Annotated in this window: 22 protein-coding genes; 11 read left to right on the top strand and 11 right to left on the bottom strand. The window is 70.1% G+C overall.

Annotated elements, in window-relative coordinates:
- Window positions 1–12: 12 nt before the first annotated feature.
- Window positions 13–885 carry a phosphatase PAP2 family protein gene (locus QF035_RS36975; RefSeq protein ID WP_307525219.1) on the top strand — a complete coding sequence of 291 codons (873 nt, stop codon included), beginning with the start codon at window positions 13–15 and terminating at the stop codon, window positions 883–885.
- A 136-nt stretch (window positions 886–1,021) separates the two neighbouring features.
- On the opposite strand, the gene QF035_RS36970 is transcribed toward QF035_RS36975, so the two are convergent.
- Entirely contained in the window at window positions 1,022–1,918 is an 897-nt protein-coding gene (locus QF035_RS36970) for a LysR family transcriptional regulator (protein WP_307525217.1), read from the bottom strand.
- Between the two features lie 72 nt (window positions 1,919–1,990).
- On the opposite strand from QF035_RS36970, the gene QF035_RS36965 reads away from it, so the two are divergent.
- On the top strand, window positions 1,991–2,947 hold the full coding sequence (locus QF035_RS36965) for a DMT family transporter (RefSeq protein ID WP_307525215.1): 957 nt from the start codon (window positions 1,991–1,993) through the stop codon (window positions 2,945–2,947).
- Between the two features lie 168 nt (window positions 2,948–3,115).
- Here the strand turns inward: QF035_RS36965 and QF035_RS36960 are convergent, their stop codons facing one another.
- Together QF035_RS36960 and QF035_RS36955 are read right to left on the bottom strand one after the other, a co-directional pair.
- Complete coding sequence (locus QF035_RS36960; RefSeq protein WP_307525213.1) at window positions 3,116–6,121, bottom strand: bifunctional [glutamine synthetase] adenylyltransferase/[glutamine synthetase]-adenylyl-L-tyrosine phosphorylase; 3,006 nt, start codon at window positions 6,119–6,121, stop codon at window positions 3,116–3,118.
- Between the two features lie 95 nt (window positions 6,122–6,216).
- Window positions 6,217–7,110, bottom strand: coding sequence for a hypothetical protein (locus QF035_RS36955; RefSeq protein ID WP_307531715.1), 894 nt, complete (start codon window positions 7,108–7,110; stop codon window positions 6,217–6,219).
- Window positions 7,111–7,298: 188 nt separating this feature from the next.
- Here QF035_RS36955 and QF035_RS36950 point away from each other — a divergent pair, with 188 nt between their 5' ends.
- The 4 genes from QF035_RS36950 to QF035_RS36930 all read left to right on the top strand — a co-directional run bounded on the left by QF035_RS36950 (window position 7,299) and on the right by QF035_RS36930 (window position 9,976).
- Window positions 7,299–8,057, top strand: a complete 759-nt coding sequence (locus tag QF035_RS36950; protein WP_307525211.1) for a response regulator transcription factor — start codon at window positions 7,299–7,301, stop codon at window positions 8,055–8,057.
- 111 nt (window positions 8,058–8,168) lie between these two features.
- Window positions 8,169–8,684 carry a pyridoxamine 5'-phosphate oxidase family protein gene (locus QF035_RS36945; RefSeq protein WP_307525210.1) on the top strand — a complete coding sequence of 172 codons (516 nt, stop codon included), beginning with the start codon at window positions 8,169–8,171 and terminating at the stop codon, window positions 8,682–8,684.
- Window positions 8,685–8,767: 83 nt separating this feature from the next.
- A complete protein-coding gene (locus QF035_RS36940; protein WP_307525208.1) occupies window positions 8,768–9,208 on the top strand; it encodes a VOC family protein in 441 nt (146 codons plus the stop codon).
- 477 nt (window positions 9,209–9,685) lie between these two features.
- Window positions 9,686–9,976, top strand: coding sequence for a hypothetical protein (locus tag QF035_RS36930; RefSeq protein WP_307525206.1), 291 nt, complete (start codon window positions 9,686–9,688; stop codon window positions 9,974–9,976).
- 169 nt (window positions 9,977–10,145) lie between these two features.
- On the opposite strand, the gene QF035_RS36925 is transcribed toward QF035_RS36930, so the two are convergent.
- Together QF035_RS36925 and glnA are read right to left on the bottom strand one after the other, a co-directional pair.
- Window positions 10,146–10,361 carry a DUF6243 family protein gene (locus tag QF035_RS36925; RefSeq protein ID WP_307525204.1) on the bottom strand — a complete coding sequence of 72 codons (216 nt, stop codon included), beginning with the start codon at window positions 10,359–10,361 and terminating at the stop codon, window positions 10,146–10,148.
- A gap of 339 nt (window positions 10,362–10,700) precedes the next feature.
- Complete coding sequence (gene glnA / locus QF035_RS36920; protein WP_307525202.1) at window positions 10,701–12,062, bottom strand: type I glutamate--ammonia ligase; 1,362 nt, start codon at window positions 12,060–12,062, stop codon at window positions 10,701–10,703.
- Between the two features lie 341 nt (window positions 12,063–12,403).
- Between glnA and QF035_RS36915 the strand changes: the two genes are divergently transcribed.
- From QF035_RS36915 to QF035_RS36905, 3 genes are all read left to right on the top strand, one after another.
- Window positions 12,404–13,072 (top strand): DUF3105 domain-containing protein, encoded by a 669-nt coding sequence (locus QF035_RS36915; protein ID WP_307525200.1) that lies wholly within the window; start codon window positions 12,404–12,406, stop codon window positions 13,070–13,072.
- Window positions 13,073–13,077: 5 nt separating this feature from the next.
- On the top strand, window positions 13,078–13,701 hold the full coding sequence (locus tag QF035_RS36910; RefSeq protein WP_307525198.1) for a DUF305 domain-containing protein: 624 nt from the start codon (window positions 13,078–13,080) through the stop codon (window positions 13,699–13,701).
- A gap of 278 nt (window positions 13,702–13,979) precedes the next feature.
- Window positions 13,980–15,920 (top strand): S53 family peptidase, encoded by a 1,941-nt coding sequence (locus tag QF035_RS36905; RefSeq protein ID WP_307525196.1) that lies wholly within the window; start codon window positions 13,980–13,982, stop codon window positions 15,918–15,920.
- Between the two features lie 57 nt (window positions 15,921–15,977).
- Here the strand turns inward: QF035_RS36905 and QF035_RS36900 are convergent, their stop codons facing one another.
- Both QF035_RS36900 and QF035_RS36895 read right to left on the bottom strand, forming a co-directional pair.
- Complete coding sequence (locus tag QF035_RS36900) at window positions 15,978–16,802, bottom strand: alpha/beta fold hydrolase (RefSeq protein ID WP_307525195.1); 825 nt, start codon at window positions 16,800–16,802, stop codon at window positions 15,978–15,980.
- Entirely contained in the window at window positions 16,799–17,551 is a 753-nt protein-coding gene (locus QF035_RS36895; RefSeq protein WP_307525193.1) for a DUF998 domain-containing protein, read from the bottom strand. The genes QF035_RS36900 and QF035_RS36895 overlap by 4 nt, the downstream gene beginning before the upstream one ends.
- 113 nt (window positions 17,552–17,664) lie before the next feature.
- Between QF035_RS36895 and QF035_RS36890 the strand changes: the two genes are divergently transcribed.
- Window positions 17,665–17,940: a hypothetical protein gene (locus QF035_RS36890; RefSeq protein ID WP_307532061.1), complete on the top strand. Its 276-nt coding sequence runs from the start codon at window positions 17,665–17,667 to the stop codon at window positions 17,938–17,940.
- Window positions 17,941–18,141: 201 nt separating this feature from the next.
- Here QF035_RS36890 and QF035_RS36885 read toward each other — a convergent pair whose 3' ends face one another.
- From QF035_RS36885 to QF035_RS36870, 4 genes are all read right to left on the bottom strand, one after another.
- A complete protein-coding gene (locus tag QF035_RS36885) occupies window positions 18,142–19,359 on the bottom strand; it encodes an MFS transporter (protein WP_307525191.1) in 1,218 nt (405 codons plus the stop codon).
- Between the two features lie 86 nt (window positions 19,360–19,445).
- The gene (locus QF035_RS36880; protein ID WP_307525189.1) at window positions 19,446–20,483 is read right to left on the bottom strand and encodes an endonuclease/exonuclease/phosphatase family protein; all 1,038 of its coding nucleotides are present in this window, start codon (window positions 20,481–20,483) and stop codon (window positions 19,446–19,448) included.
- A 208-nt stretch (window positions 20,484–20,691) separates the two neighbouring features.
- Entirely contained in the window at window positions 20,692–21,321 is a 630-nt protein-coding gene (locus tag QF035_RS36875) for a TetR/AcrR family transcriptional regulator (protein ID WP_307525187.1), read from the bottom strand.
- 128 nt (window positions 21,322–21,449) lie between these two features.
- Window positions 21,450–23,024 (bottom strand): MFS transporter, encoded by a 1,575-nt coding sequence (locus QF035_RS36870; RefSeq protein WP_307525185.1) that lies wholly within the window; start codon window positions 23,022–23,024, stop codon window positions 21,450–21,452.
- A gap of 205 nt (window positions 23,025–23,229) precedes the next feature.
- Here QF035_RS36870 and panB point away from each other — a divergent pair, with 205 nt between their 5' ends.
- Entirely contained in the window at window positions 23,230–24,096 is an 867-nt protein-coding gene (panB, locus tag QF035_RS36865; protein ID WP_307525183.1) for a 3-methyl-2-oxobutanoate hydroxymethyltransferase, read from the top strand.
- The last annotated feature ends 97 nt before the right edge of the window (window positions 24,097–24,193 follow it).

Here is a 24,193-nt window from a genome sequence, read left to right as displayed (position 1 = left end):
GACTCTGTCTCTATGGGTGAGAGCACCGTGACGACACTGGAAGGCCAGGAGCAGGCCACACACCAGCCCGTCGCGGACGAGGCGAACAGCCGCGCGGGGCAGGGTTTCCTGCGCCGCTTGCGTACGCCTCGCCGCCCCCGGCTCTGGTTCGAGATCCTGCTGATCGCGGTGAGTTACTGGACGTACTCACTGATCCGCAACGCGGTCCCCGAGCAGCGGACGAAGGCGCTGGAGAACGCCGACTGGATCTGGAAGGTCGAGCACCACCTCGGCATCGCCGTGGAGGAGGCCGTCAACCACGGCGTGAACTCGGTGACTTGGCTGATCGTTGGCATGAACTACTACTACGCGACGCTGCACTTCGTGGTGACGCTGGGTGTCCTGGTGTGGCTCTACCGCAGCCACCCGGGCCGTTACGCGGCAACACGCATGGTCCTCTTCGCCACCACCGGTGTGGCCCTGGTCGGCTACTACCTGTATCCGCTGGCCCCGCCCCGCCTGATGAACGGCAACGACTTCATCGACACGGTCGTGGTCCACCAGACCTGGGGCTCCATGGCCTCCGGCGACCTGAAGAACATGTCGAACCAGTACGCCGCGATGCCGTCCATGCACATCGGCTGGTCCCTCTGGTGCGGCCTCACGATCTTCGCCCTGGCCTCGGTGCCGTGGGTCCGCGTCCTCGGCCTGCTCTACCCCACGCTGACCCTGGTCGTCATCGTGGCCACGGCCAACCACTTCTGGCTGGACGCGGTCGGCGGCATGATCTGCCTGGCCTTCGGCTACACAGTGGCAAGGCTCTGGTACGGATCGCTGCCGTACGCGCTGCCGCGGCTGGTCCCGGAGACGCCACCGAAACGCCGCTTGCTGCCGACGAAGGCGTAGGGCCCCCGGGGCCCGAACGGTCCGGCACAGGCCGGTCCGGGGCGCGTCCGCCGCGGTTGGGCAGCGCCCCCGAAGGGGCGCGGGGAACTGCGCGCCAAGCCCCCACCGCCCCGCAGCCACAGCCCAACCAACTGCTTCAGGTCGCGCCACCGGCATCCCGCAACGCCCCCAGGAAACTCCGCAAAGCCGGCGACTGCGGCGCCCCCTCCCTCACCACGGCAAAAATCGACCGCACAGGCTCCGGCCCCCGAACCTCCCGCACCACCACACCGGGATGCCGACTCCCCAGCCCCAGCCGAGGCACAAGACTGACACCCAGCCCCGCCGCGACGAACCCCTGCGCGGTCGCGTAATCCCCGCTGTCCACCACGAACCTCGGCCGGAACCCGGCGGCCTCGCACGCCAGGAGCTGCGCATCAAGACACGGCCCGGGCCACTCGCTCCCCACCCACGGCTCCTCGGCGAGGTCGGCCAGCGAGACGGTCCGCCGCCCGGCCAGCGGATGCCCCTTGGGCAGCACGGCGAGGTAGGGATCGTCGAGCAGCCGGACGAGCCGCACACCGTCGGGCCCTGCTTCCTCCGAGGGCCGGACCACGAGCGCCAGATCCGCCCGCCCCTCCTTCACGTCCGGCAGCGAGTCCTCGTAGTCGACGAGCTTCAACTCGACCTGCACACCGGGATGTTCGGCCCGCACCTTCGCCACGGCCGGAGCCACGAGCGCGGCCCCCGCCGTGGCGAAGTACCGCACGGCGAGCCGCCCCGTACGCCCCTCCAGCAAGTCGACCAGCGCGGTCTCGGCCTCGGCGACCTGCCGCCCGATGACGTCCGCGTACTCGGTGAGCATCAGCCCCGCCGCGGTGGGCCGCACCCCGCGCCCGACCCGTTCGAGCAGAGGCGTACGAGCCTCCTTCTCCAGGACGGCGATCTGCTGACTGACGGCGGACGGCGTATAGCCGAGCCGCGCGGCAGCGGCCGTCACGGACCCACTGGTCACCACGGCCCGCAGCATCTGCATGCGTCGCACATCAAGCATGCAGCAGAGCTTAACAGTGCATGCAAGATCCTTCACTTGTCCTTACACCACCCTCTGCCTCACCGTGGACGCATGCCGCTCACATCGACCCTCCGCATGGCCGCCCTGGCCCTCCTCTGGGGCTCGGGCTTCCTGTGGATCAAACTGGCCCTGAACCACGGCCTGTCCCCCGCCCAGATCACGATCACCCGCTGCGCCCTGGGCACGGCGGTACTCCTCCTCCTGGCCCGCTCGGCAGGGCAACGCCTCCCCCGCGACCGCGCAACCTGGACCCGCCTCGCCATCGCGGCCCTCTTCTGCAACGCGATCCCCTTCGCCCTCTTCAGCATCGGCGAGCAGACGGTCGACTCGGGCATCGCGGGCGTACTGAACGCGACAACTCCCCTGTGGTCCCTGCTGCTCGGGATCCTGCTGGGCACGGACCGGGGACTGGGCCGCATCCGCCTGACCGGCCTGTTCCTGGGCTTCGCGGGCACACTCCTGATCTTCGCCCCCTGGCAGCGCTCGGCCGGCCTGCTGACCTGGGGCGCCCTGTCCCTCCTGGCCGCCGCGGCGAGCTACGCCATCGCCTTCGCGTACATGGCCCGCAAACTCACCGACCGGGGCGCCCCGATCGCCATGTCGGCGGCCCAGCTCCTGGCCGCCACAGCCTGGACGACCCTCTCCGTCCCCGCCTCCGGCCCCCTGCACACCGACGCCACGGGCCTCCTGGCGATCACCGCCCTGGGCATCCTCGGCACGGGCGTCACCTTCTACCTCAACTACCGCCTCATCGCGGACGAGGGCCCCACCAGCGCGGCAACGGTCGGCTACCTGCTCCCGGTCGTCTCCGTAGCACTGGGCGCCCTGGTCCTCGACGAGTCCACCGGCCCCCGTATCTGGGCAGGCATGGCCATAGTCCTGACCGGTGTGGCAATGACCCGCACCCGCAGGACGTCAGAAGGGGACGCGGCGGGGTGTCCGCCCGCAGCGGCTGGCGCGTCCGCGCCGGGTTCCCTTTCGAAGGCCCCCCAATCGCGCCTGACCTAGGACGGATACCCCGCCGCGTCCCCGACCCGTCACCAGGGGCAGGCGCCCGACGACAACCCGCAGAATCAGCGACGGCCCAAACCACCCCAGGGGCGCGGGGAACTGCGCGACAAGCCCCCACGGCCCCGCACCCGAACGCGCACCCTCTGAACAACCACCACCGACCCCCTACCGTTCAGCGGCCCCATAGAACAACTCCTCGACAACGGCCCGAGCCCGCCGAGTGGTACGCCGATAGTCATCGAGCATGTCCCCCACATGCCCCGGCCCATACCCCAAGTACCGCCCCACGGCAGCAAGTTCACGCCCGTCCGAAGGGAACGTATCCCCCGCCCGCCCCCGCACCAGCATCACGGCATTGCGCACCCGCGTAGCCAGAACCCACGCCTCGTCCAGCGTCGATGCATCCTCACCAGAGATCAGCTCCGCGGCACAGGCCGCCGCGAGAGCCTCCCGCGTACGAGTGGTCCGCAGCCCGGGCTCCGCCCACCCGTGCCGCAACTGAAGCAACTGAACGGTCCACTCCACATCGGACAGCCCACCCCGCCCCAGCTTGGTGTGCAACGTCGGGTCCGCCCCGCGAGGCATCCGCTCGGACTCCATCCGGGCCTTCAACCGCCGGATCTCCCGCACGGCATCCTCGCCAAGCCCCTCCGCCGGATACCGCAACGGATCAACCAGCTCGATGAACCTCTGCCCCAACTCCTCGTCCCCGGCGACAACTTCGGCCCGCAGCAACGCATGGGCCTCCCACACGAGAGACCACCGCCGGTAGTACGCCTCGTACGACTTCAGCGTCCGCACCAGCGGCCCGGACTTCCCCTCGGGCCGCAGATCCGCGTCGATCAACAACGGCGGATCGGCACTGGACACCTGCAACAGCCGCCGCATCTCGGAGACCACGGAGTTCGCGGCCCGAGAGGCCTCCTGCTCATCGGCCCCTTCCCGGGGCTCGTGCACGAACAGAACATCAGCGTCGGACCCGTAGCCCAGCTCGTGCCCCCCGAAGCGCCCCATCCCGATGACCGCGAACCGGGTGGGCAGAGTGTCCCCCCACCCGTCCCGTACCACGGCCCGCAACGTGCCCGCGAGTGTCGCCGCCGTCAGATCCGAGACGGCCCCGCCGACCAGATCCACCAGCGCACCCTGGTCGGCGTTGGCCGGCGTCTCCTCGGTCCCGTAGGAGTTCACGATGTCGATGGCGGCCGTACGGAACAACTCCCGGCGCCGCACGCCACGCGCGGCGGTGACCGCGGCCTCGCCGCCACTGGCGCGCCCGACGGCCGCGAGGATCTCCTGTTCCAGATGGGCCTGGCTGCGGGGTTCGAGCCCGCCGCCGTCCCCGTCGCCGAGCAGTGCCACGGCCTCGGGCGCCCGCATCAGCAGGTCGGGCGCCAGCCGCCCGGCGGACAGCACCCGGGCGAGGTTCTCGGCAGCGGCCCCTTCGTCCCTCAACAGCCGCAGATACCAAGGGGTCCTGCCCAACGCGTCGGACACCTTGCGGAAGTTGAACAACCCGGCGTCGGGGTCGGCGGAATCCGCGAACCACCCCAACAGAACAGGCAGCAGGGTCCGTTGGATGGCGGCCTTCCGGGAGACCCCGGAGGCGAGCGCCTCCAGATGCCGCAACGCGGCGGCAGGATCGGCGTACCCCAACGCGACCAGCCGTTCCCGGGCCGCGTTCGTACTCAACCGGCTCTCGCCGGGCGCGAGTTGGGCGACGGCGTCGAGCAACGGCCGGTAGAAGAGCTTCTCGTGCAGCCGCCGCACCACGGAGGCGTGCCGCTTCCACTCCCGGTTCAGCTCGGCGATGGGGTCGGTGCGCAGCCCCAACGACCGCCCGATACGCCGCAGATCGGCGTCCTCCTCGGGCACCAGATGCGTACGCCGCAGCCGAAAGAGCTGTATGCGGTGCTCCATGGAACGCAGGAACCGGTAGGCGTCCTCCAGCAGCACGGCGTCGACACGCCCCACGTATCCGCCCGCGGCCAGCGCCTTCAACGCGTCCAGCGTCGTCCCGCTGCGCAACGACGTGTCGGCCCGCCCGTGCACCAACTGCAGCAGCTGCACGGCGAATTCGACGTCCCGCAGACCGCCGGGACCGAGCTTCAGCTCGCGCCCGATCTCGGCGACAGGGATGTTCTCGACCACCCGCCGACGCATCTTCTGCACGTCGGGGACGAAGTTGTCCCGCTCGGCGGCCTGCCAGACGAGCGGCGCGAGCGTGGCGACGTACGACTCGCCCAGTTCGACATCCCCGGCAACGGGCCGGGCCTTCAACAGGGCCTGGAACTCCCAGGTCTTGGCCCACCGCTGGTAATAGGCGAGATGGCTGCTGAGGGTCCGAACAAGCGGCCCATTGCGCCCCTCGGGCCGAAGATTGGCGTCGACGGGCCAGATCGACCCCTCCACCGTGGTCTCGGAACAGACCCGCATCAGATGCGAGGCAAGCCGGGTGGCGGCCCGCAGGGCCTTCCCCTCGTCGGCTCCGTCGACGGCCTCCCCGACGAAGATGACATCGACGTCGGAGACGTAATTGAGCTCGTGTCCCCCGCACTTGCCCATCGCGATCACCGCGAGCCGGCACATCGCGGCGTCCTCGGGCGCGGCCGCCCGGGCGATGGAGAGCGCGGCCCGCAGGGTGGCGGTCGCGAGATCGGCCAGCTCGGCGGCGGTCTGCGCGACGTCGGTCGTCCCGCACACGTCGCGCGCGGCGATGGACAGCAGGCACCGCCGGTAGGCGATCCGCAGTGTCACGGGGTCGGAGGCGTCGGCGAGCCCGCGTTCGAACTCCGCGGTGCCCGGGTGCAGGTCCTGTGGCTCGTACATCACGAGGGCCTGCCAGTCGAGCGGATGCCGCGCGAGGTGGTCGCCGAGCGCGGCGGACGCGCCGAGCACCCCGAGCAGCCGGTCGCGCAGCGGCTTGGCCGCGATCAGCGTGTCGAGCAGCTCGCGCCGGGCCGTGCGCCCGTCCTGCGCCTCGACGAGCCGTACGAGCCCGAGCAGTGCCAGGTCCGGATCGGCGGTGGCTCCGAGCGCGTCGAGCAGCACCGGATCGTTCCGTATCGGCGCGAGTTCCGCGCTCTCCATGAGCCGTTCCGCGGCGGACGGATCGGTGAAACCGTGCCGCAGCAGCCGCGAGAAGGTGCTGCTCCTGCGCCCCGGCGCCATCATCCCCGGCCTCCTGTTACTCCCACGGGATCAAGGTCGTACGGCCCTGAGCCTAACCGGAGAGCCTGAGGGAAGCGCCTGGACGCGGGTCAGCGGTTTCAGCGGGCCACGACCATCGTGGCCGGTCGGCGCGGGTCCACGAGCACCGTGCTGCCCGCCGTACGGCCCGGAAGCTCGGTGCCGCCGACGGTCGGCACGGCCACGAGCACGTCCGGACGGCCGGCGAGCGGGACCAGGACCCGTTCCACGGTGCCGGGGCGCGCGCCGCCCGGCAGCGACGCGTACTGCACGTCGAGGCACTGCTTCCGCAGCCGTGCCAGTACGTCGGCGACGGGCGCGCCCGCCTCGACCGCCGGGAGCACCGCGTCGCGCGTGGCCCAGTCGTCCAGTCCCTCGCACGAACGGTTGCCTGCCGGCGGTGTGGGCTGTCCGTCCCGACCCCTGTGCGGCGCGGACAGCGTGAGGCGGGCGGTGTCCCCGGCGGCGATGTTCGTCGCGTCGATCCGGATCGTGTCCCGGCGGAGCCACTGCAGCGGGTGTCCGTCGAGGTCGGCCCGCACCCAGTTCGCGGTGTCGACCAGGAACGCGGTCTCGACCGCGGCCTCGTCGAGGGGCGGCAACCGCGGCACCCGGCCGCGCGAGGCCCGCTCCGCGCCCGGCCCGGACCAGTGCCGCAGCACGACCAGGAGCCTGCCGTCGGGCCGGTCGAACGCGTGCGCCCGGCCCGCGGACGCCGGGTGGGCCCCCGCCGGAGCGACGGCGTCACGGGACGCCCCGGAGACCTGGATGCCCCCGCGGGGACCGAGCTCGAACCGCACGGTCGAGAACGCCGAGTCGTCCGCCGCCCCGGTGGTGGCGTCGGGCGCGCTGCCGCACCCGGTGGCGAGCAGTGCGGCGACGAGGGCGGTGGCGCCGCCGACGAGGGGCACGGGGTGGCGAAGCCGGGGGTACGGGTGCGTACGAGCGTGATGGGTGCGCCGGTGAGCATGCATGGGATGCACTTGTCTCTTCTGTCTCGTCTATCTCGTCTGTCTCTTCCGACGGCCGAGGCGGCCGCCTTCTTCGAGACTGCGCCCGCCAACGGCCTTGGCCCATTCGTCATTTGGCGAATCTCCGGCACACGGCCGCACAGAAGGGGCGTACATTCGCGACAGGCGAGAACCGGCCCCGGGAGGCCGTCATGACAGCGACCGGCACGACGGCCGAGGCACACCTGCGGCGGATGGCGGACATCCTCGACGAGGCCCGCCGCGACCTCTCGGACGCGGTACCTCCGCAGTCACTGCTGCTCGGGCTGCAGCGCCTCATCCCCTGCGACTGCGCCTGCTTCTCGGAGCTGGACATCCCGACCCGGATCCACGTCAACGAGCAGGAGACCCCGTACGACAACTGGGGCAACATGGGCGGGGACGACGGTTCGCTGGACGGGTACTGGCGCTGGCGGCACCAGCATCTGCAGTGCACGTGGGTCGCGGGCCCGCACAGCAGTCCCGACGCGCACCAGATGACGGACTTCATGTCGGTGCGCGAGCTGATGAACCTGCCGATCTACACCGAGTGCCTGAGCCCCTTCAAGTGCATCGCGGCCGTCGCCCTGCCCACGGCGCCCAACCGCACCCGGGTCTTCCAGTTCCTGCGCGAGGAGCCGAAGCCCTTCACCGAGCACGAGATGACCACGCTGCGGCTGATGGCGCCCCACCTGTACACGCTCTACCAGGAGGCCGCCCTCAGGCGCGGACCGCGTGTACGGCTGACCCGGCGCGAGCTGGACGTCCTGCGCTGCGTGGCCCGCGGCCTGGCCACCCCGCAGATCGCCGAGCAGCTCGTCGTGTCCCCTAGCACCGTCCGCAAGCACCTGGAGAACGCCTTCGCCAAGCTGGGCGTGTCGAGCCGGACCGCCGCCGTGGCCCGGATCTTCCCGGAGGCGGAGGTCCTGTGACCGGCCGCCGGCCCATGTGGTGACCGCGGGACCGATGAGTTCCGTCGGCGGGCGGGGTCTGTCCTGGTGAGGAATCATCCAGACATCCGCCGGGTCACAGGAGGAGAGCTCATGGAACCACGGACCGAGCTGGACACGCGCTACAGCGACGAGACCGCCACCGCACGCCCCTGGTCCGAGGCCGAGGCGCTGCTGGCCGAGGCCGAACTGTTCTGGATCTCGACGGTACGCCCCGACGGACGGCCTCATGTGACGCCCTTGCCGACGGTGTGGTCGGACGGCGCGCTGCACTTCTGCACCGGACCCGAGGAGCGCAAGGCGCGCAACCTCGCGCTGAACCCGAGCGTCGTACTGACCACAGGAACCAACACCTGGAACAAGGGGTACGACCTCGTGGTGGAGGGCGAGGCGGTCCGGGTGTCCGACGACGCCAGGCTGCGCGAGCTGGCCGATGCGTGGGAGCGCAAGTACGGCAGTTTCTGGCACTTCGAGGTCGGCGACGGGCACTTCCACCACGGCGCCGGGAAGGCTCTTGTTTTCTCGGTGGCGCCCGGGACCGTTTTCGGCTTCGGTAAGGGAGAACCGTTCAGCCAGACCCGCTGGCGGTTCGACGGACGCACGACCTGACGGCACAGCGCACGCGACACCACCTACGACAGACGCCTTACGACAGACGCCTAAGACAATGCGTACGACAAAGGAGTCGCTCCATGGACATGGCCCTTGAAGTGATCACGCTTCCCGTCACCGACATCGACCGGGCGAAGGCCTTCTACCAGGACAAGGTCGGATTCCACGTCGACATCGACACCGAGGTGATGCCGGGCGCCCGCGTGGTCCAGCTGACACCCCCCGGTTCCGGCTGTTCGATCGCGCTCGCCGATGGGATCCCCATCCCGACGGGAACACCGCAGCCGGGCACGTACCACGGCCTGCAGCTCGTCGTGGCGGACGCCAAGGCGGCCTACGAGGAACTGACCGCCCGCGGCCTGGAGGTCAGCGAGCCCGTCCAGTACGCCCCCCAGGACGGCGGCACCTTCATGCACTTCACGGACCCGGACGGCAACGGCTGGGCCATCCAGGAATTCCGGGAGCGCGCCACAAAGCCCTTGCACAAGCTGATGACGGACCTGGCCGAACAGACCCCGTGACAGGTCCGCACACCGGCTGACCCCGTGGTCAGAGACCCTCGGGGAGGATCCGGAAGTGGGTGTGCCTGCCGCCGAGCGGACGGACGGTCCGGAAGTCGCGGAGGTCCCGGGTCAGGACGGCGTCCGTGCCGTACTCGGCGGCAAGTGCCGCAGGAGAGGCGTTCCGGGTCCAGCGCCGGGACGGTCACAGCCAGTCCAGCGCATTCGTGATCGCCGACCAGACACGGTTCCGCCGGCGATGGCTCTTGCTGCAGAAACGCCGCCTGCGCCACCGGCCCCTCGGCTGCGGCACCGGAACACCACACCACTTGCACGGCCGCGTTCGCCCCACTGGATCCCCACCCATGCCGCGACTTTAGCGGCCACCCCGGTCCGGTCCCGTCATGGTGAGCCTTGCCGATGTCGAAGAGGCGGATTCCGAGATCGGTCGGATCCCCCTGCACGAGGCGTCGATACATCGATACATCGATACATCGAGTGGATCACCCATCGGAGATCTTCGAAGTCGGCCAGGAGATCAACACCCAGCAGATCGGGCACCGGCGCCAGGGCCGCCTTCAGCCGGGCAACCGCGTCCATCCCGCCATGCGCGGAATCGCGCGCCTGCACAACCTCAACCTCGCCGGGCAGAGGGACAGTTCACAGCGCGATCAGCCACGCCGCCACACCCAAGATCCTTTTACCGGACAAGCCTTGGCTGCAGTGTCGCCCGGGCTGGGCACGGGGAACGCGCTGAGCTGCTGGTTCAGCTCGGGGTGGTGGCGGTGACGGGGCTGCCGAATCTGCGGCTGCCCCGGGTGGTCGGCTGAGACGCGGGTGGTTGGCCAAGAGCTGAGCTGGAGCGGCCGCGCGCGGTACGACAGCAGGGCCCCGGACCGCGAGGCGCGGTCCGGGGCCCTGCCCCGTGCGGTGCCGCCGCCCCTGTGGCGGCGGTGCGTCAGCTCTGTGTGGTGTCGTCGCCCGTCTGACCGGCGCCCTCAGCGGCGGCTGCCTTCTCGCGCATCTTGCGCACCAGCTCCGCCTTCTGGTCGGCTGCGCCCTGGCGGTCGAGGTTGCGGTACGGGCCGTTGTTCTGCCGTTCGGCGCGGGACAGCTTCTTGCGCTGGCCGCCGCCCATGCCCACGGGGTTGTTGATGTTCTTGCTCACGGTCACGGGTTCTCCCGGTAATGAAGTGAAGTGATCTACGGATTCGTCGGTGGGGGACGGGCGGCGACGTCGAAGGACGTCGGCAGGGGCCCGTCACGCTCTCACTCGTAAATCGGCGTCTGGAAGAACATGACAAAGACGGTACCCGGTTCCGTCGGCCCCGCGCACCAACCTTTTCGCCGCCCCGGCATCGGCCGGGCCTTCGGCGAGCGCCTGGGCCAGCCGTTTCCTTCCGGGAACAGGGGCGGCCCAGGGGCAATAAAACACCTTGGGGCCGCCGGTCCACGACCGTCGGCCCCAAGGTGTCGAATCGGCTGATCAGCTGGATACCTCGCTGACCTGCGCTTACAGCACCGGCAGGTTCTTCCGCAGCTCGAACGCCGTCACCTCGGAGCGGTACTCCTCCCACTCCTGGCGCTTGTTGCGGAGGAAGAAGTCGAAGACGTGTTCGCCGAGGGTTTCGGCGACGAGGTCGCTGCGTTCCATGAGGGTCAGGGCCTCGCCGAGGTTCTGAGGGAGGGGCTCGATCCCCATCGCGCGGCGTTCGGCGTCGGAGAGGGCCCAGACGTCGTCCTCGGCGCCCGGGGGGAGCTCGTAGCCCTCCTCGATGCCCTTGAGGCCGGCGGCGAGGAGCATCGCGTAGGCCAGGTAAGGGTTCGCGCCGGAGTCCAGGGAGCGGACCTCCACACGGGCCGAGCCTGTCTTGCCGGGCTTGTACATGGGAACTCGGACCAGGGCCGAGCGGTTGTTGTGACCCCAGCAGATGTACGAGGGGGCCTCGCCACCGGCACCCGCCGTGCGCTCCGAGCCGCCCCAGATCCGCTTGTACGAGTTGACCCACTGGTTCGTCACCGCCGCGATCTCCGCCGCGTGCTTCAGCAGGCCCGCGATGAAGGAGCGGCCGACCTTGGAGAGCTGGTACTCGGAGCCCGACTCGTAGAAGGCGTTGCGGTCGCCCTCGAAGAGGGAGAGGTGCGTGTGCATGCCGCTGCCCGGGTGCTCCGAGAACGGCTTCGGCATGAACGTCGCGTTCACGCCCTGCTCCAGCGCCACCTGCTTCATGACCAGGCGGAACGTCATGATGTTGTCCGCCGTCGAGAGCGCGTCCGCGTAGCGGAGGTCGATCTCCTGCTGACCCGGGGCGCCCTCGTGGTGGGAGAACTCGACCGAGATGCCCATCGACTCCAGCATGGTGATCGCCTGGCGGCGGAAGTCCATGCCGACGTTCTGCGGGGTGTGGTCGAAGTAGCCGGAGTTGTCGGCGGGCGTCGGGCGCGAGCCGTCAACCGGCTTGTCCTTCAGCAGGAAGAACTCGATCTCGGGGTGGGTGTAGAAGGTGAAGCCCAGGTCGGAGGCCTTGGCCAGGGCCCTCTTCAGCACATACCTCGGGTCCGCGAAGGACGGCGAGCCGTCCGGCATCAGGATGTCGCAGAACATCCGGGCCGTGCCGGGAGCCTCCGCACGCCACGGCAGGACCTGGAAGGTCGAGGGGTCCGGCTTGGCGATCATGTCGGACTCGTAGACGCGGGCGAAGCCCTCGATGGCCGACCCGTCGAAGCCGATGCCCTCGTCGAAGGCCTGCTCCAGCTCGGCCGGGGCCACGGCCACGGACTTGAGAAAGCCCAGCACGTCCGTGAACCACAGGCGTACGAAACGGATGTCGCGCTCTTCCAAAGTACGGAGCACGAACTCCTGCTGCTTGTCCATCTTCCGCTTCCACCCAATCTTGCTGGTCAGGCCGCCTGCTCCCGTCCCAGGGAGGCGGTCGGGCACCTGCGCATCACACCACAACAGCATTTCATGCGCGTTGCGGACCCAGATCGCCCGGCCGACCTCCGCCTGAACGCCTGACATACGGCAGGTGTACTGCTCTGACGCCCATCTTGCCCGCTGAGCGCCGCGCATGTAATGGCCGGCCGCTGCTGTCTCCGGGCAGGTGACGAAACCCTCATTTGGCCATTCCTCCGGCCTCCCCGCGTACATCCACTTCTCCCCCACTACGATCAGCGGACCACACGACTGTCCCTTTCCCCCAGAAGGACCACCCCATGGGTTCCGCCAAGAAGACAGAGTCCAAGTCGCGCAAGGCGCGGATAGAGGAGATGCGGCGCGCCGAGCAGGCCCGTGAGCGCCGCAGCCGGATCCTCACGATCACCGCGAGCGTGATCGTCGTCGCCGGTCTCGTCGCCGGCGGTGCCTTCCTCATCAACTCGCAGTCCGACGACAAGGACAGCGCGTCGGGCGACTCGAAGTCGACGTCGGGGAAGTTCGTCACGGGCAAGGACGGGGTGAAGACGTGGAGCACCAAGCTCACGCAGAACCACGTCACCAAGGACGTGAAGTACCCGATGGAGCCCCCGGTCGGCGGTGACCACAACCAGGTGTGGATGAACTGCAACGGCGACGTCTACACCAAGGCGGTCAAGAACGTGAACGCCGTGCACTCGCTCGAGCACGGCGCGGTCTGGGTGACGTACAACAGCAAGGCGTCGGACGCGGACGTGAAGACGCTCTCGGAGAAGGTCAAGAAGACCCCCTACACGCTGATGAGCCCGGTCGAGGACCAGAAGGACCCGATCATGCTCTCCGCGTGGGGTCATCAGCGTACGGTGACGAGTGCGAGCGACCCGAACGTCGCCAAGTTCTTCGAGACGTACGTCCAGGGCAAGCAGACGCCCGAGCCGGGCGCCGCCTGCACCAACGGCCTGTCGCAGTGAGGAAGATGAAGTTCGCCGGCTGGATCTCCGGAGTCGCCGCGGCCGTGGTCGTGGCGGCCGGGGCGATCACGTACGCGGTCGCCGACGGCGACGACTCCGGCATGAAGCCCCCGGCGGCGGACTCCGCGGACGCCGGCTTCGCGCGGGACATGGCGGTGCACCACCAGCAGGCCGTCGAGATGTCGTACATCGTGCGCGACCGGACCAAGAACGAAGAGGTACGCCGTCTCGCGTACGACATCGCGCAGACGCAGGCCAACCAGCGCGGCATGATGCTCGGCTGGCTGGACCTGTGGGAGCTGCCCAAGGTGTCGGCCGAGGAGCCGATGGCGTGGATGGACATGAGTGGCATGCCGTCCGCCGGGGACGGTTCGCTGATGCCTGGCATGGCGACGACGGCCCAGATGGAGTCGCTGGGCAAGCTGAACGGCGAGGCCGCCGAGATCCGCTATCTGCAGCTCATGTACGCCCACCACATGGGCGGGGTGCACATGGCCAAGGGCTGTGTGGAGCGGTGCAAGGTCGGCGTCGAGCGACGGCTCGCGCAGGGGATGGTCCAGGCCCAGGAGTCGGAGATGCAGCTCATCACCGACCTGCTGAAGAAGCGCGGCGCGAAGCCGGAGGCCTGAGCCCAAGGCCGCAGGCCTGAGCCCAAGGCCGCATGCCTGCTGCTGAAGTCGCAGGCCTGCGCCCGGCGCTGAGCCGCTGAGCCGGGCCCCGCGGGGAGCCTCCCGGCCGGGAGGCCACTGGGGCGCGACCCGGTTCATGTCGGGCATCGCGCCCCAAATCCCTTGCACATGCGGTTCCTTGGGCGCTTCTTGGCCCAGCCATGTCCCCGCCATTCCCCTGGCATGAACGGTTCATCGCAAGAGTGACCCCCATCCAGAGATCCATTAGGGGGTTCTCCATGAGATCCAACCGAGCCGCGGTGCGTGCCGGAGTGAGCATGGCGGCGACGCTGCCTCTGCTCGCCGGCGCGCTGGCACTCGGCATACCCGCGGCCCATGCGTCGACCGACCCGGACGGCCGTGACACGCTCCAGGGCACCAAACCGCTGTGGGCCACCGCCCAGGCGGACAAGGGAGCCACGGCGGACGCCTCCCGGGTCTCGGCCCGGGTCTACCTCGCCGGCCGGGACGCGGCGGGCCTGAGCGCCTACGCCAAGGCGGTCTCCGACCCGTCGTCGCCCTCGTACGGGAAGTACCTGAGCGCGGGGCAGGCCGAGGCCCGCTTCGGCGCGACCAGGGCCCAAGTGGCCGAGGTGACCGCGTGGTTGAAGTCGGCGGGCCTGACCGTCACCGGCACCACACGGCACTACCTCTCGGTGACGGGTGAAGTGGCCGACGCGGAGAAGGCGTTCGGCACCCAGCTGCACAACTACGCCAAGGGCAAGAAGACCTACCGGGCTCCCTCGAAGACCGCCTCGGCTCCCGCGGGCCTGAACGGCGCCGTCCTGACCGTCACCGGCCTGGACAACGCCCCGCACAAGGCGAACCACTCCGACACGCTGCCGCCACCGGACGCCGTGTTCCACAACGCCGGGCCGTTCTCCTCGTACTACGGCTCGAAGACCGCGACGACGCTCCCGAAGGCGTACGGCACGAAGATCCCGTACGCCGTCAAGGGTTACACCGGCAGGCAGCTGCGGGCCGCGTACGGGGCGGGCCGGGCGACCGGCAAGGGCGTGACCGTGGCGATCACGGACGCGTACGCCTCGCCGACCATCGCGGCGGACGCGGCCACGTACGCGGCGAAGCACGGCGACGCGGCGTACGGCGGCGGGCAGTTGAGCCAGGTGCTGCCGACGCAGTACACGCGGACAGAGGAGTGCGGGGCGGCGGGCTGGTACGGCGAGGAGACCCTCGACGTCGAGGCCGTGCACGCCGTCGCGCCCGCCTCGAACATCGTCTACGTGGGCGCCGAGTCCTGCTACGACGACGATCTGCTCGACTCGCTCGGCAAGATCGTCGACGGGCATCTGGCCGACATCGTCTCCAACTCGTGGGGCGACATCGAGGCCAACCAGACGCCGGACCTCGCCGCCGCCTACGACCAGGTCTTCCAGCTCGGCGCGATCGAGGGCATCGGCTTCTACTTCTCGTCGGGCGACAACGGCGACGAGGTCGCGAACACCGGTACGAAGCAGGTCGACACCCCGGCCAACTCGGCGTGGGTGACGGCGGTCGGCGGCACCTCACTGGCCGTCGGCAAGGGCGACACGTACAAGTGGGAGACCGGCTGGGGCACGCTCAGGGCCACGCTGTCGGACGACGGCAAGAGCTGGACCGACTTCCCGGGCGCGTACACCTCCGGCGCGGGCGGCGGCACCAGCGCGACGGTGAAGCAGCCGTTCTACCAGCGGGGGGTCGTGCCGTCGGGGCTCGCGAAGGCGAACGGCCGGACGGCCATGCGCACGGTTCCCGACATCTCCGCGATCGCCGACCCCAACACCGGGTTCCTGGTCGGGCAGACGCAGACCTTCCCGGACGGGACCCAGAAATACGACGAGTACCGCATCGGCGGCACCTCGCTCGCCTCCCCCGTCATCGCGGGCATCCAGGCGCTCGCCCAGCAGCAGCGCGGCGGCCACCCGATCGGCTTCGCCAACCCGGCGATCTACGACCGGTACGGCTCGAAGCTCTACCACGACGTCACGGACCGCCCGACGGGCCGCGACCTCGCGGTGGCGCGCGTCGACTTCGTCAACGCGTTCGACGCGTCGGAGGGTCTGCTGACCTCCGTCCGCAGCCTCGGCAAGGACAGCTCGCTGAAGGCCGTGCGGGGGTACGACGATGTCACCGGGGTGGGTTCGCCCGCGCCCGGTTATGTGACTTCGTACCGTCGCTGAGGCTTGTGCTGTGTGGTGCGCCCGTCTCTCGTCCTTGTCGGCGAGGGGCGGGCGCGCTCATGTCTCCAGGATCGCGTCCGCGACGTCCTGGGGGCGGTCGAGCATGACCAGATGGCCCGCGGGCTCGGACACCCGGAAGGTGCCGCCGAGTCGTTCGGCGAGCGCGCTCTGCCGGTCGAGCCAGTGACGTGAGCCACCCTCGTACGCGGCGAGCACGGTGACGGGCGCGTCGAGCGGAGACCGGCCTCTCAGGGAGGCCAGTTCGACCGCCTGGTCCCGGTAGCGGCCGTTCTCGGCGAGGACCGCGTGCAGGAAGCGGCTGGTGGAGTAGGCGCGGCGGACGAGGTCGTACGGGGCCGGGTCGCCGCCGGTGTGCCGTCCGGCCCGGACCGCGGTACGCCGCAGGAGGGGGCCGAGCGCACGCGGGACGCCCGCGGTGGACAGGAACGTGCCGTACGCGCGCGTGCACGCGTCCGCGAACTCGGGGGCCCTCCTGGGGCGGGGTGCCTCCTCGACGCTGGCGTCGATCAGCACGAGCCCGGCCGTCCGCTCCGGGAAGAGCCGGGCGAACGCCTCGCAGTGGAACCCGGCTAGCGAGTGCCCCACCACGGTCACGGGCGTCTCCGCTCCGACCCCGGCCGCGTCGAGCACGCGCGCGATGCGCTCCGCCTCACCGGTGAGCGTGGGCCACGCGCGCGCGTGGCCGCTTAGCCCGAGCCCCGGGCGGTCGAAGCGGATGATTGTGCGGTGCGGGGCGAGGAGCGGGATCACGGGGTTCCAGTCGAACCAGGCCATCCCCAGGCCGGCGCTGAGGATGCAGACGGGGCCGGTGCCGTCGACGCGGATGTGGTGGGGAACTCCGGAGATGCGGGCGAAGGTCATGGGTGGTCCCCGGAGGCGGACGGTGTGCGTTGCCTGTCGTCCGCGTCGGCGTTCGGGATACGGGTCCGAAGTGATGGGCCGGGTGGCGTGGGGCGTACCAGTGAGACGGCCAGGACCGTCAGCCAGACCGCGATGACGCCCACCTGAAGGCGTTGGGCCACGCCCAGGCCCCAGGCGGCGTGGCCCGTCTCCAGCGCGGCGATCGTGGTCAGCGTCCAGGCGGTGGCTGCCAGTTCGAGCGTCACCAGGGCGGGGCCGGAGCGGGCCAGGGGCGCCCGGGGCGCGTACCTGCGGGCGGCGAGGGTGAGGGCCGGCATGGCGACGAGGATGCCGCACAGGGCGACCGTGCTGCTCACGGAGTGCGCGGAATGGGCCACCGGTAGCAGGCCCGCGCGCTCCTGGGCGGCGCAGGTCGGGTCCGCGGTGGGGGCGCAGCTGAGCGGCAGGCGGGAGTCGACGGCTGTGGCCATACCGAACAGAACGAGTGCGACCCAGCCAACCCTTGTCCACCGCCCCGGGGAGGGCAGCCGCAGCAGTGCCAGCAGGCCGGCGGCCCACACCAGGACACCCGCGAGCAGGTCCGTCGTGCGGAACAGGGTGCCGTGCGGCTGGTTCCGGGCGGCCAGTTCGCTCACGTACGTGTGCGCGGGGGCGAGGTCTGTCGTCAGGACGACTTCGAGTGTCCAGGCGGTGTAGGCGAGCGCGCCGAGGGCCAGGAGGGTGGCTGTGGTCGGGCGGGGCTTGATCATTGGTGCCCATGATCGAGGCGGGGGGCTTGTTCCGCATGTTCGTCGCCTGCGGGCGACTGGGGGCCGGTCGCGCAGTTCCCCGCGCCCCTGAGGTGGGTGGGGGTTCATGTTGTGTGTCGACTACAGCCCGGTGGGGGCTGAGCGCGCAGTTCCCCGCGCCCCTTAAAAGCAGGGGCTACCGCCCCCAAGGACAAAAGCCAGGGGCGCGGCCCCGCTCAGGTCTTCAGGGGCGCGGGGTCACGAAGACCCTGCGGATCGCCGACGCGGCGGAGTACAAGCGGCGGCAGTGCCCGCCGGGGACCAAGATCTCGGCGAAGGGGTTCGGCAAGGACCGCCGCCTGCCGGTCACCAACAGGCCGGTCACCAACAGGCGGCGCGAGAACGTCTGAGCGGGACGGGCACCGGACCGGCGCCCGTCCCCGAGACGCGAGGGGACGTGCCGGGACGTGCGAGCGCCGCGCTTCCCGGCCCACCCGACTTCCCACAGAGCAAGCTCGGATGTCCCGGCGCGTCCCCGCCCCACCACGAACCCAAGGGGCGCGGGGAACTGCGCGACCAGCCCCCGACAACCCGCAGACAACCGCCGGAGGTCACCGACGGGCAGCAGTCTCCACCTGCCGCGGAACACCCCCGGCAACAACGCGTCCGGCACGGACCGTCACCCTCCGACGATCCACCACGTACGCGAGTGTTGCTACGCCCAGGCCCAGTACCGCCAGGGCTGCGCCCGCCAGGGCGGGCGACGTCGTGCCGAAGCCCGCCGCCAGCGTGAGCCCACCGATCCACGCACCACCGGCATTGGCAAGGTTGAACGCGGCCTGGTTGGCGGACGAGGCCAGGGACGGGGCCGAGGATGCCTTTTCCATGACCATCAGGAGGAGGGGGGAGCTGGTGACGAACGCCGCTGTGCCCAGGAGGACCACGGCCAGGGGCGCGCTCCATGCCGTGGCCATGAGGACCGGGAAGAGGAGCAGGACCGCCACCAGGGCGACCAGGCCGCCGAAGAGGGTGCCGCGCATCGAGCGGTCGGCCAGGCGGCCGCCGAGCAGGTTGCCGATCGTCGCGCCGACGCCGAACAGCGCGAGCAGCAGGGTCACGCTGGAATCGGCGTATCCGGCGGAGTCCGTGAGCATCGGCGTGATGTAGCTGTACGCCGAGAAGAGGGCTCCGAAGCCGGCGACGGTGGTGCCGAGGGCCAGCCAGACCGGGAGGGACTTGAGCGCGGCCAGTTCGCTTCGGAGTCCGGCGGCGGGGGTGTGGCTGTGGTCGCGGGGCAGTACCAGGGCCAGGGAGGCGATGGCCACCAGGCCGATCACGCTGACGCCCAGGAACGTGGCGCGCCAGCCGAAGTTCTGGCCGACCAGGGTCGCGGCGGGCACGCCCGCGATGTTCGCGACGGTCAGGCCGAGGAACATCAGGGAGACGGCGCGGGCCTTGCGCTCGGGGGCGACCATGCTGGTGGCGACGACGGCTCCGACGCCGAAGAAGGCGCCGTGCGGCAGGCCGCTGAGGAAGCGGGCGGCGAGGAGGGAGTGGTGGTCGGGGGCGAAGGCCGAGAGCGTGTTGCCCACGACGAACAGCACCATGAGACCGATCAGGACCTTGCGGCGGGACATCCGGGCGGTCACCGCGGCGAGCAGCGGGGCGCCGATGACGACACCGATCGCGTACGCCGAGACCAGGTGTCCCGCGGTGGGGATCGAGATGTTCAGGTCGTCCGCGACGTCGGGCAGCAGGCCCATCATCACGAACTCGGTGGTGCCGATGCCGAAGGCGCCCACGGCTAGGGCGAGCAGGGCCAGGGGCATGAGGGACCTTCCAAACGAGTGCGGTGTTCCGTACAGCTTATGTTCATCTACGGAACAAAGCGTCTCAGGCCCAGTATTCCCAGGGGTTACGAGCCGGTTGCCGAAAGCTTCACGCGGGCGGCGATCGGAAGGTGGTCACTGCCCGTCTCCGGGAGCGTCCAGGAGGTGACCGGCTCGACGCCCTTGACCATGATCTGGTCGATCCGGGCCATCGGGAACGACGCCGGCCAGCTGAACCCGAAGCCGCTGCCCGCCGCGCCCTGCGTGGAGCGCATCTGCGAGGTGACGGCGTTCAGCGCGCGATCGTTCATCGTGCCGTTCAGGTCGCCGAGCAGGGCGACCTGGGGAAGCTTCTCGTCGGCGATGGCCTCACCGAGCGCGTCGGCGCTCTTGTCGCGCTGGCGGGCGGTGAAGCCGGCCTCCATCTTCACCCGCACGGAGGGGAGATGGGCCACATAGACCGCGAGCTTTCCCTCCGGCGCGGTGACCGTGGCCCGCATCGCGCGCGTCCAGCCGAGCTTGATGTCGACCGGCCGGGACTCGCTCAGCGGGTACTTGCTCCACAGGCCGACCGTGCCCTGCACGGAGTGGTACTTGTACGTCGGGTCCAGAGCCTGCTCGTACACCGGGACCGCCGAGGCCGTCAGCTCCTCAAGGGCCACCACGTCGGCGCCGGACGCGGCCACGTCGCGGGCCGTGCCGGCCGGGTCCGGGTTGTCGGCGTTGACGTTGTGCGTGGCGACCGTGAGATTTCCGCCACTGCCTGTCCGGTCGGCGAGCAGTCCGCCGAAGAGGTTCAGCCAGACGATCGCCGGCAGCAGTACGGCGATCAGCGCGGTGGCGGACCTGCGGACCAGCGCCAGGACGAGCAGCACCGGGATGAGGACGGCCAGCCAGGGCAGGAACGTCTCCGTGAGGCTGCCGAGGTTGCCGATGGTGTTCGGGATCCGCGCGTGCAGCCCCATGACCAGGGAGAGCACGAGGGCGAACGCGCCGAGGACGATGCCCCGGCGCCAGATGCCCCGGTCGTTGCGGAGGGTGGAGAGCAGGCGCCGAAGCCGGGGTTCTCTGCGGTCGGACCCCTGGTCACCGCTGCCCGTCTCCGTCTTGTACGCCTGCGCCATACCGTCGCCTCACCAAGTGCCGTGCACACCATCCCTGCGTCTAAGACCCTAGGGGATGATCGCGTTTGTTCTCGCCGTGCCATGACGGCCGTATGGGCACGAGGACGAAAGAGTCGACGTGAGGAGTTCCGGTTGCGAGCCCGATGGGAGTGGTCTGTGACGAAACGCGCACATTGCCGCGGGGGTTGGCGGCCCTCTGCGGGTGGACTCAGGAGGCGGCGGGTCCCAGTCCCGCCAGGACCGTGTCGACGATCCGTTCGGGCAGGCCCTCCTCCAGCTCTGCGTCCGGTCGGACGACGGCGCGTACGAGCATGGGGCCCACGAAGAGGTCGTTGGCCAGTTCCACGTCGACGTCCGCGCGGAGTTCGCCGTTGAGCTGGCCGCGGCGCAGCACGTCGAACGTCCTCCGGCGGCGCGGTTCGATGACGGCCGAGTGGTAGACCTTCCACAGCTTGGGGCTGCTCTTCATCTGCGCGTGGACGTTGTGCATGATCGCCGAGGAGCGGTTGACCAGACCTTGCTGCCGCAGCGATTCGAGCAGGATGATCAGGTCCTCGCGCATGGAGACGCCGGGCAGTTCGGGGTCGGGCGGTTCGGCGGTGCGCAGCACGTCGCAGAAGAGTGCCTCGCGACCGCTCCAGCGCCGGTAGATGGTGGCCTTTCCCACACCGGCGATGCGGGCGACCCGCTCGATGGAGATGTCCGCGAGCGGAATGCCCTCCTCCAGCAGCTTCATGACGCCCTCGATGATGGCGCGCTCGACGGCCTCGCTGCGCGGGCGTCCCCTGGCGGGTCCGCCCCCGCCGGCCGCCCCCGCCTCCTGCTCCGCGACGCCCACGCCCTCGCTCCGCTCTCGAATCCCGCTGTTCCGCCGCCCGTGTTGGCCGGCCGCCCCGTTGATTCTCCCCGGCGCGCGGGGAGTTCGGTCACTCGCCGTCCCGGGTGGCCGGATCCTTGCCGTACGGCTCAGTTGTCCGCGCTCACCAGCTCCGCCTCCTTGTCCGCCGGGGCCGGTGTGCGGCCCGGCAGGAACAGGCCGACGACCACGGCGCCGACGAGGGCGACACCCGCGCCGCACAGGGCCGTGACATGCATCGCGTGCAGGAAGGCCTCGTTGGCCGGGCCGACGAGGGCGTCTCCCTTGGGGCCGAGCTTCGCGGCGAAGCCGAGCGTCGCCTCAATGGACTCACCCGCGCTGTGCCGGGCCGCGGCGGGCAGCTTGTCCTCGATGCCCGAGCGGTACGCGGCGGACAGGACCGAGCCGAGTACGGCGATGCCGAGGGCGCCTCCGACCTGGCGGAACGTGTTGCTGAGCGCGGAGGCGGAGCCCGCCTTCTCGCGGGGCAGGGCCTGCATGATCACGACGCTGGTGGGCGTCATGATGTGCGCCATGCCGGTGCCCATGAGGAAGAAGATGACCTCAAGGATCCAGATCGGCGTGTCCGCCTCAAGACCGGCGAACGCGGCCAGCATGGCGGCGATCAGGAGCATGCCGCCGGTGGTGGTGGCCTTGTTGCCGAAGCGGTCCACGACGAGCCGGGCGCGCGGCGCGAAGACGAGCTGTGCGACGGCCAGCGGCAGCATCAGCAGGCCGGTCTGCAGCGGCGAGTAGCCGCGCACGCTCTGGGTGTAGAAGACGGCGAAGAAGGTGACGCCCATCAGCGCGAAGAACACGAGCGCGATGGCGCTGATCGCCGCCGAGAAGACCTTGTCCTTGAAGTACGTGACGTCGATCGACGGGTGGCTGCTGCGCTTCTCGAACACCACGAAGCCGACGAGTACGGCGAGTCCGGCGCCGATGGTCGCGAGGACCGTGGGGTCCGTGAAGTCGGCGAGCTGGCCGCCCTTGATGATGCCGTAGACGAGCAGGACGAGACCGATGACGGACAGTACGACACCCACGGGGTCGATCCGGCCCGGCTTCGGGTCGCGGGAGTCGGGGACCAGCCAGATCATCAGGCCCAGGGCGAGGATCACGATCGGCACGTTGATCAGGAAGACCGATCCCCACCAGAAGTGGTCGAGGAGCACGCCTCCGGTGATCGGGCCGATGGCGATGGCGAGGCCGACGCCGCCCGCCCAGATGCCGATGGCCTTCGGCTGCTCGTCGCGCTCGAAGACGTTCATGAGGACCGCGAGGGTGGCCGGCATCACAAAGGCGGCGCCGAGGCCCATTACCGCGCGGAACGAGATGAGCTCGACCGGCGTTCCGGAGGAGGCCGCGAGCGCCGAGCCGACGCCGAAGACGAAGAGTCCGCCGAGCAGGACCTTCTTGCGTCCGAGCCGGTCGCCGAGGAGGCCCGCGGAGAAGAGCAGGCCCGCGAAGACGAGGGTGTAGGCGTTGATGGCCCATTCCAGCTCGCTCTGGGTGGCCCCCAGGCCGGTCGGGGCGGGCGTCGAGATGGTCTTGATCGCGACGTTCAGGATCGAGTTGTCCAGGACGACGATCAGCAGGCTCAGCATCAGGACGCCGAGGATCGCCCAGCGGCGCCGGTGCACGGCTTCCGGTATGCGGGTGGCAGGGACGGCGGGAGTTGTCATGCCGAAAAGCCTAGGGGAGATTCGATACGAGACCGTCTCGTATTTGAAACCCTTTACCGAGACCTTACGGGCCCGTGGGGAGCGGGTGCCCCCTCTCCTGGGGAGCGGGTGCCCCCTCTAGCCGTTCCCTGGCACGAGGTGCCACCATGGAGGGGATCCGGAGACGCCGTGAGGGCGCTTCGAGATGACAGAAGGAGCCGTTGCAATGACGCAGCTTTCGGCTGCCCAGGCGACCACCGACAGCAGCAGTAGGGCGCTGTACGGGGGCAAGGGCACACGCCGCATCACCGTCCGCGACATCACCACCGCCAAGGAGCGCGGCGAGAAGTGGCCGATGCTCACCGCGTACGACGCGATGACCGCGTCCGTCTTCGACGAGGCCGGCATCCCGGTCATGCTCGTCGGCGACTCGGCGGGCAACTGCCACCTCGGGTACGAGTCGACCGTGCCCGTCACCCTCGACGAGATGACCATGCTCTCGGCCGCCGTCGTACGGGGCACCTCGCGCGCACTGATCGTCGGCGACCTGCCCTTCGGGTCCTACCAGGAGGGGCCCGTGCAGGCGCTGCGCTCGGCGACCCGGCTGGTGAAGGAGGCCGGGGTCGGAGCGGTGAAGCTGGAGGGCGGCGAGCGGTCGCACCGGCAGATCGAGCTGCTCGTGGAGTCCGGTATCCCGGTGATGGCGCACATCGGGCTCACCCCCCAGTCCGTGAACTCCATGGGGTACCGCGTCCAGGGGCGCGGCGAGGAGGCCGCCCAGCAGCTTCTGCGGGACGCCAAGGCCGTCCAGGACGCGGGCGCGTTCGCGGTCGTCCTCGAACTGGTTCCCGCGGAGCTGGCCGCCGAGGTGACCCGGGTGCTGCACATTCCCACCGTGGGGATCGGGGCGGGGCCCGACACCGATGCGCAGGTGCTGGTCTGGACGGACATGCTCGGGCTCACCGGGGGCAAGATGCCTCGGTTCGTGAAGCAGTACGCCAATCTGCGTGAGGTCATGGGCGGCGCGGCGAAGGCCTTCGCCGACGACGTCGTCGGCGGAACGTTCCCTCTGGAGGAGCACTCCGTCCACTAGTCCACTGTGGCACCAGGCAGCCCGCCGATTTCCCCCGTCGGCGGGCTGCCCCTCTTTTGCGCCTAAACCGGCGCCGCTCTCGCGGACCTGGTTGCTC

This window comes from Streptomyces umbrinus, from assembly GCF_030817415.1.
Lineage (GTDB): Bacteria > Actinomycetota > Actinomycetes > Streptomycetales > Streptomycetaceae > Streptomyces > Streptomyces umbrinus_A.
This window is presented reverse-complemented; position numbering and strand designations above follow the sequence as displayed.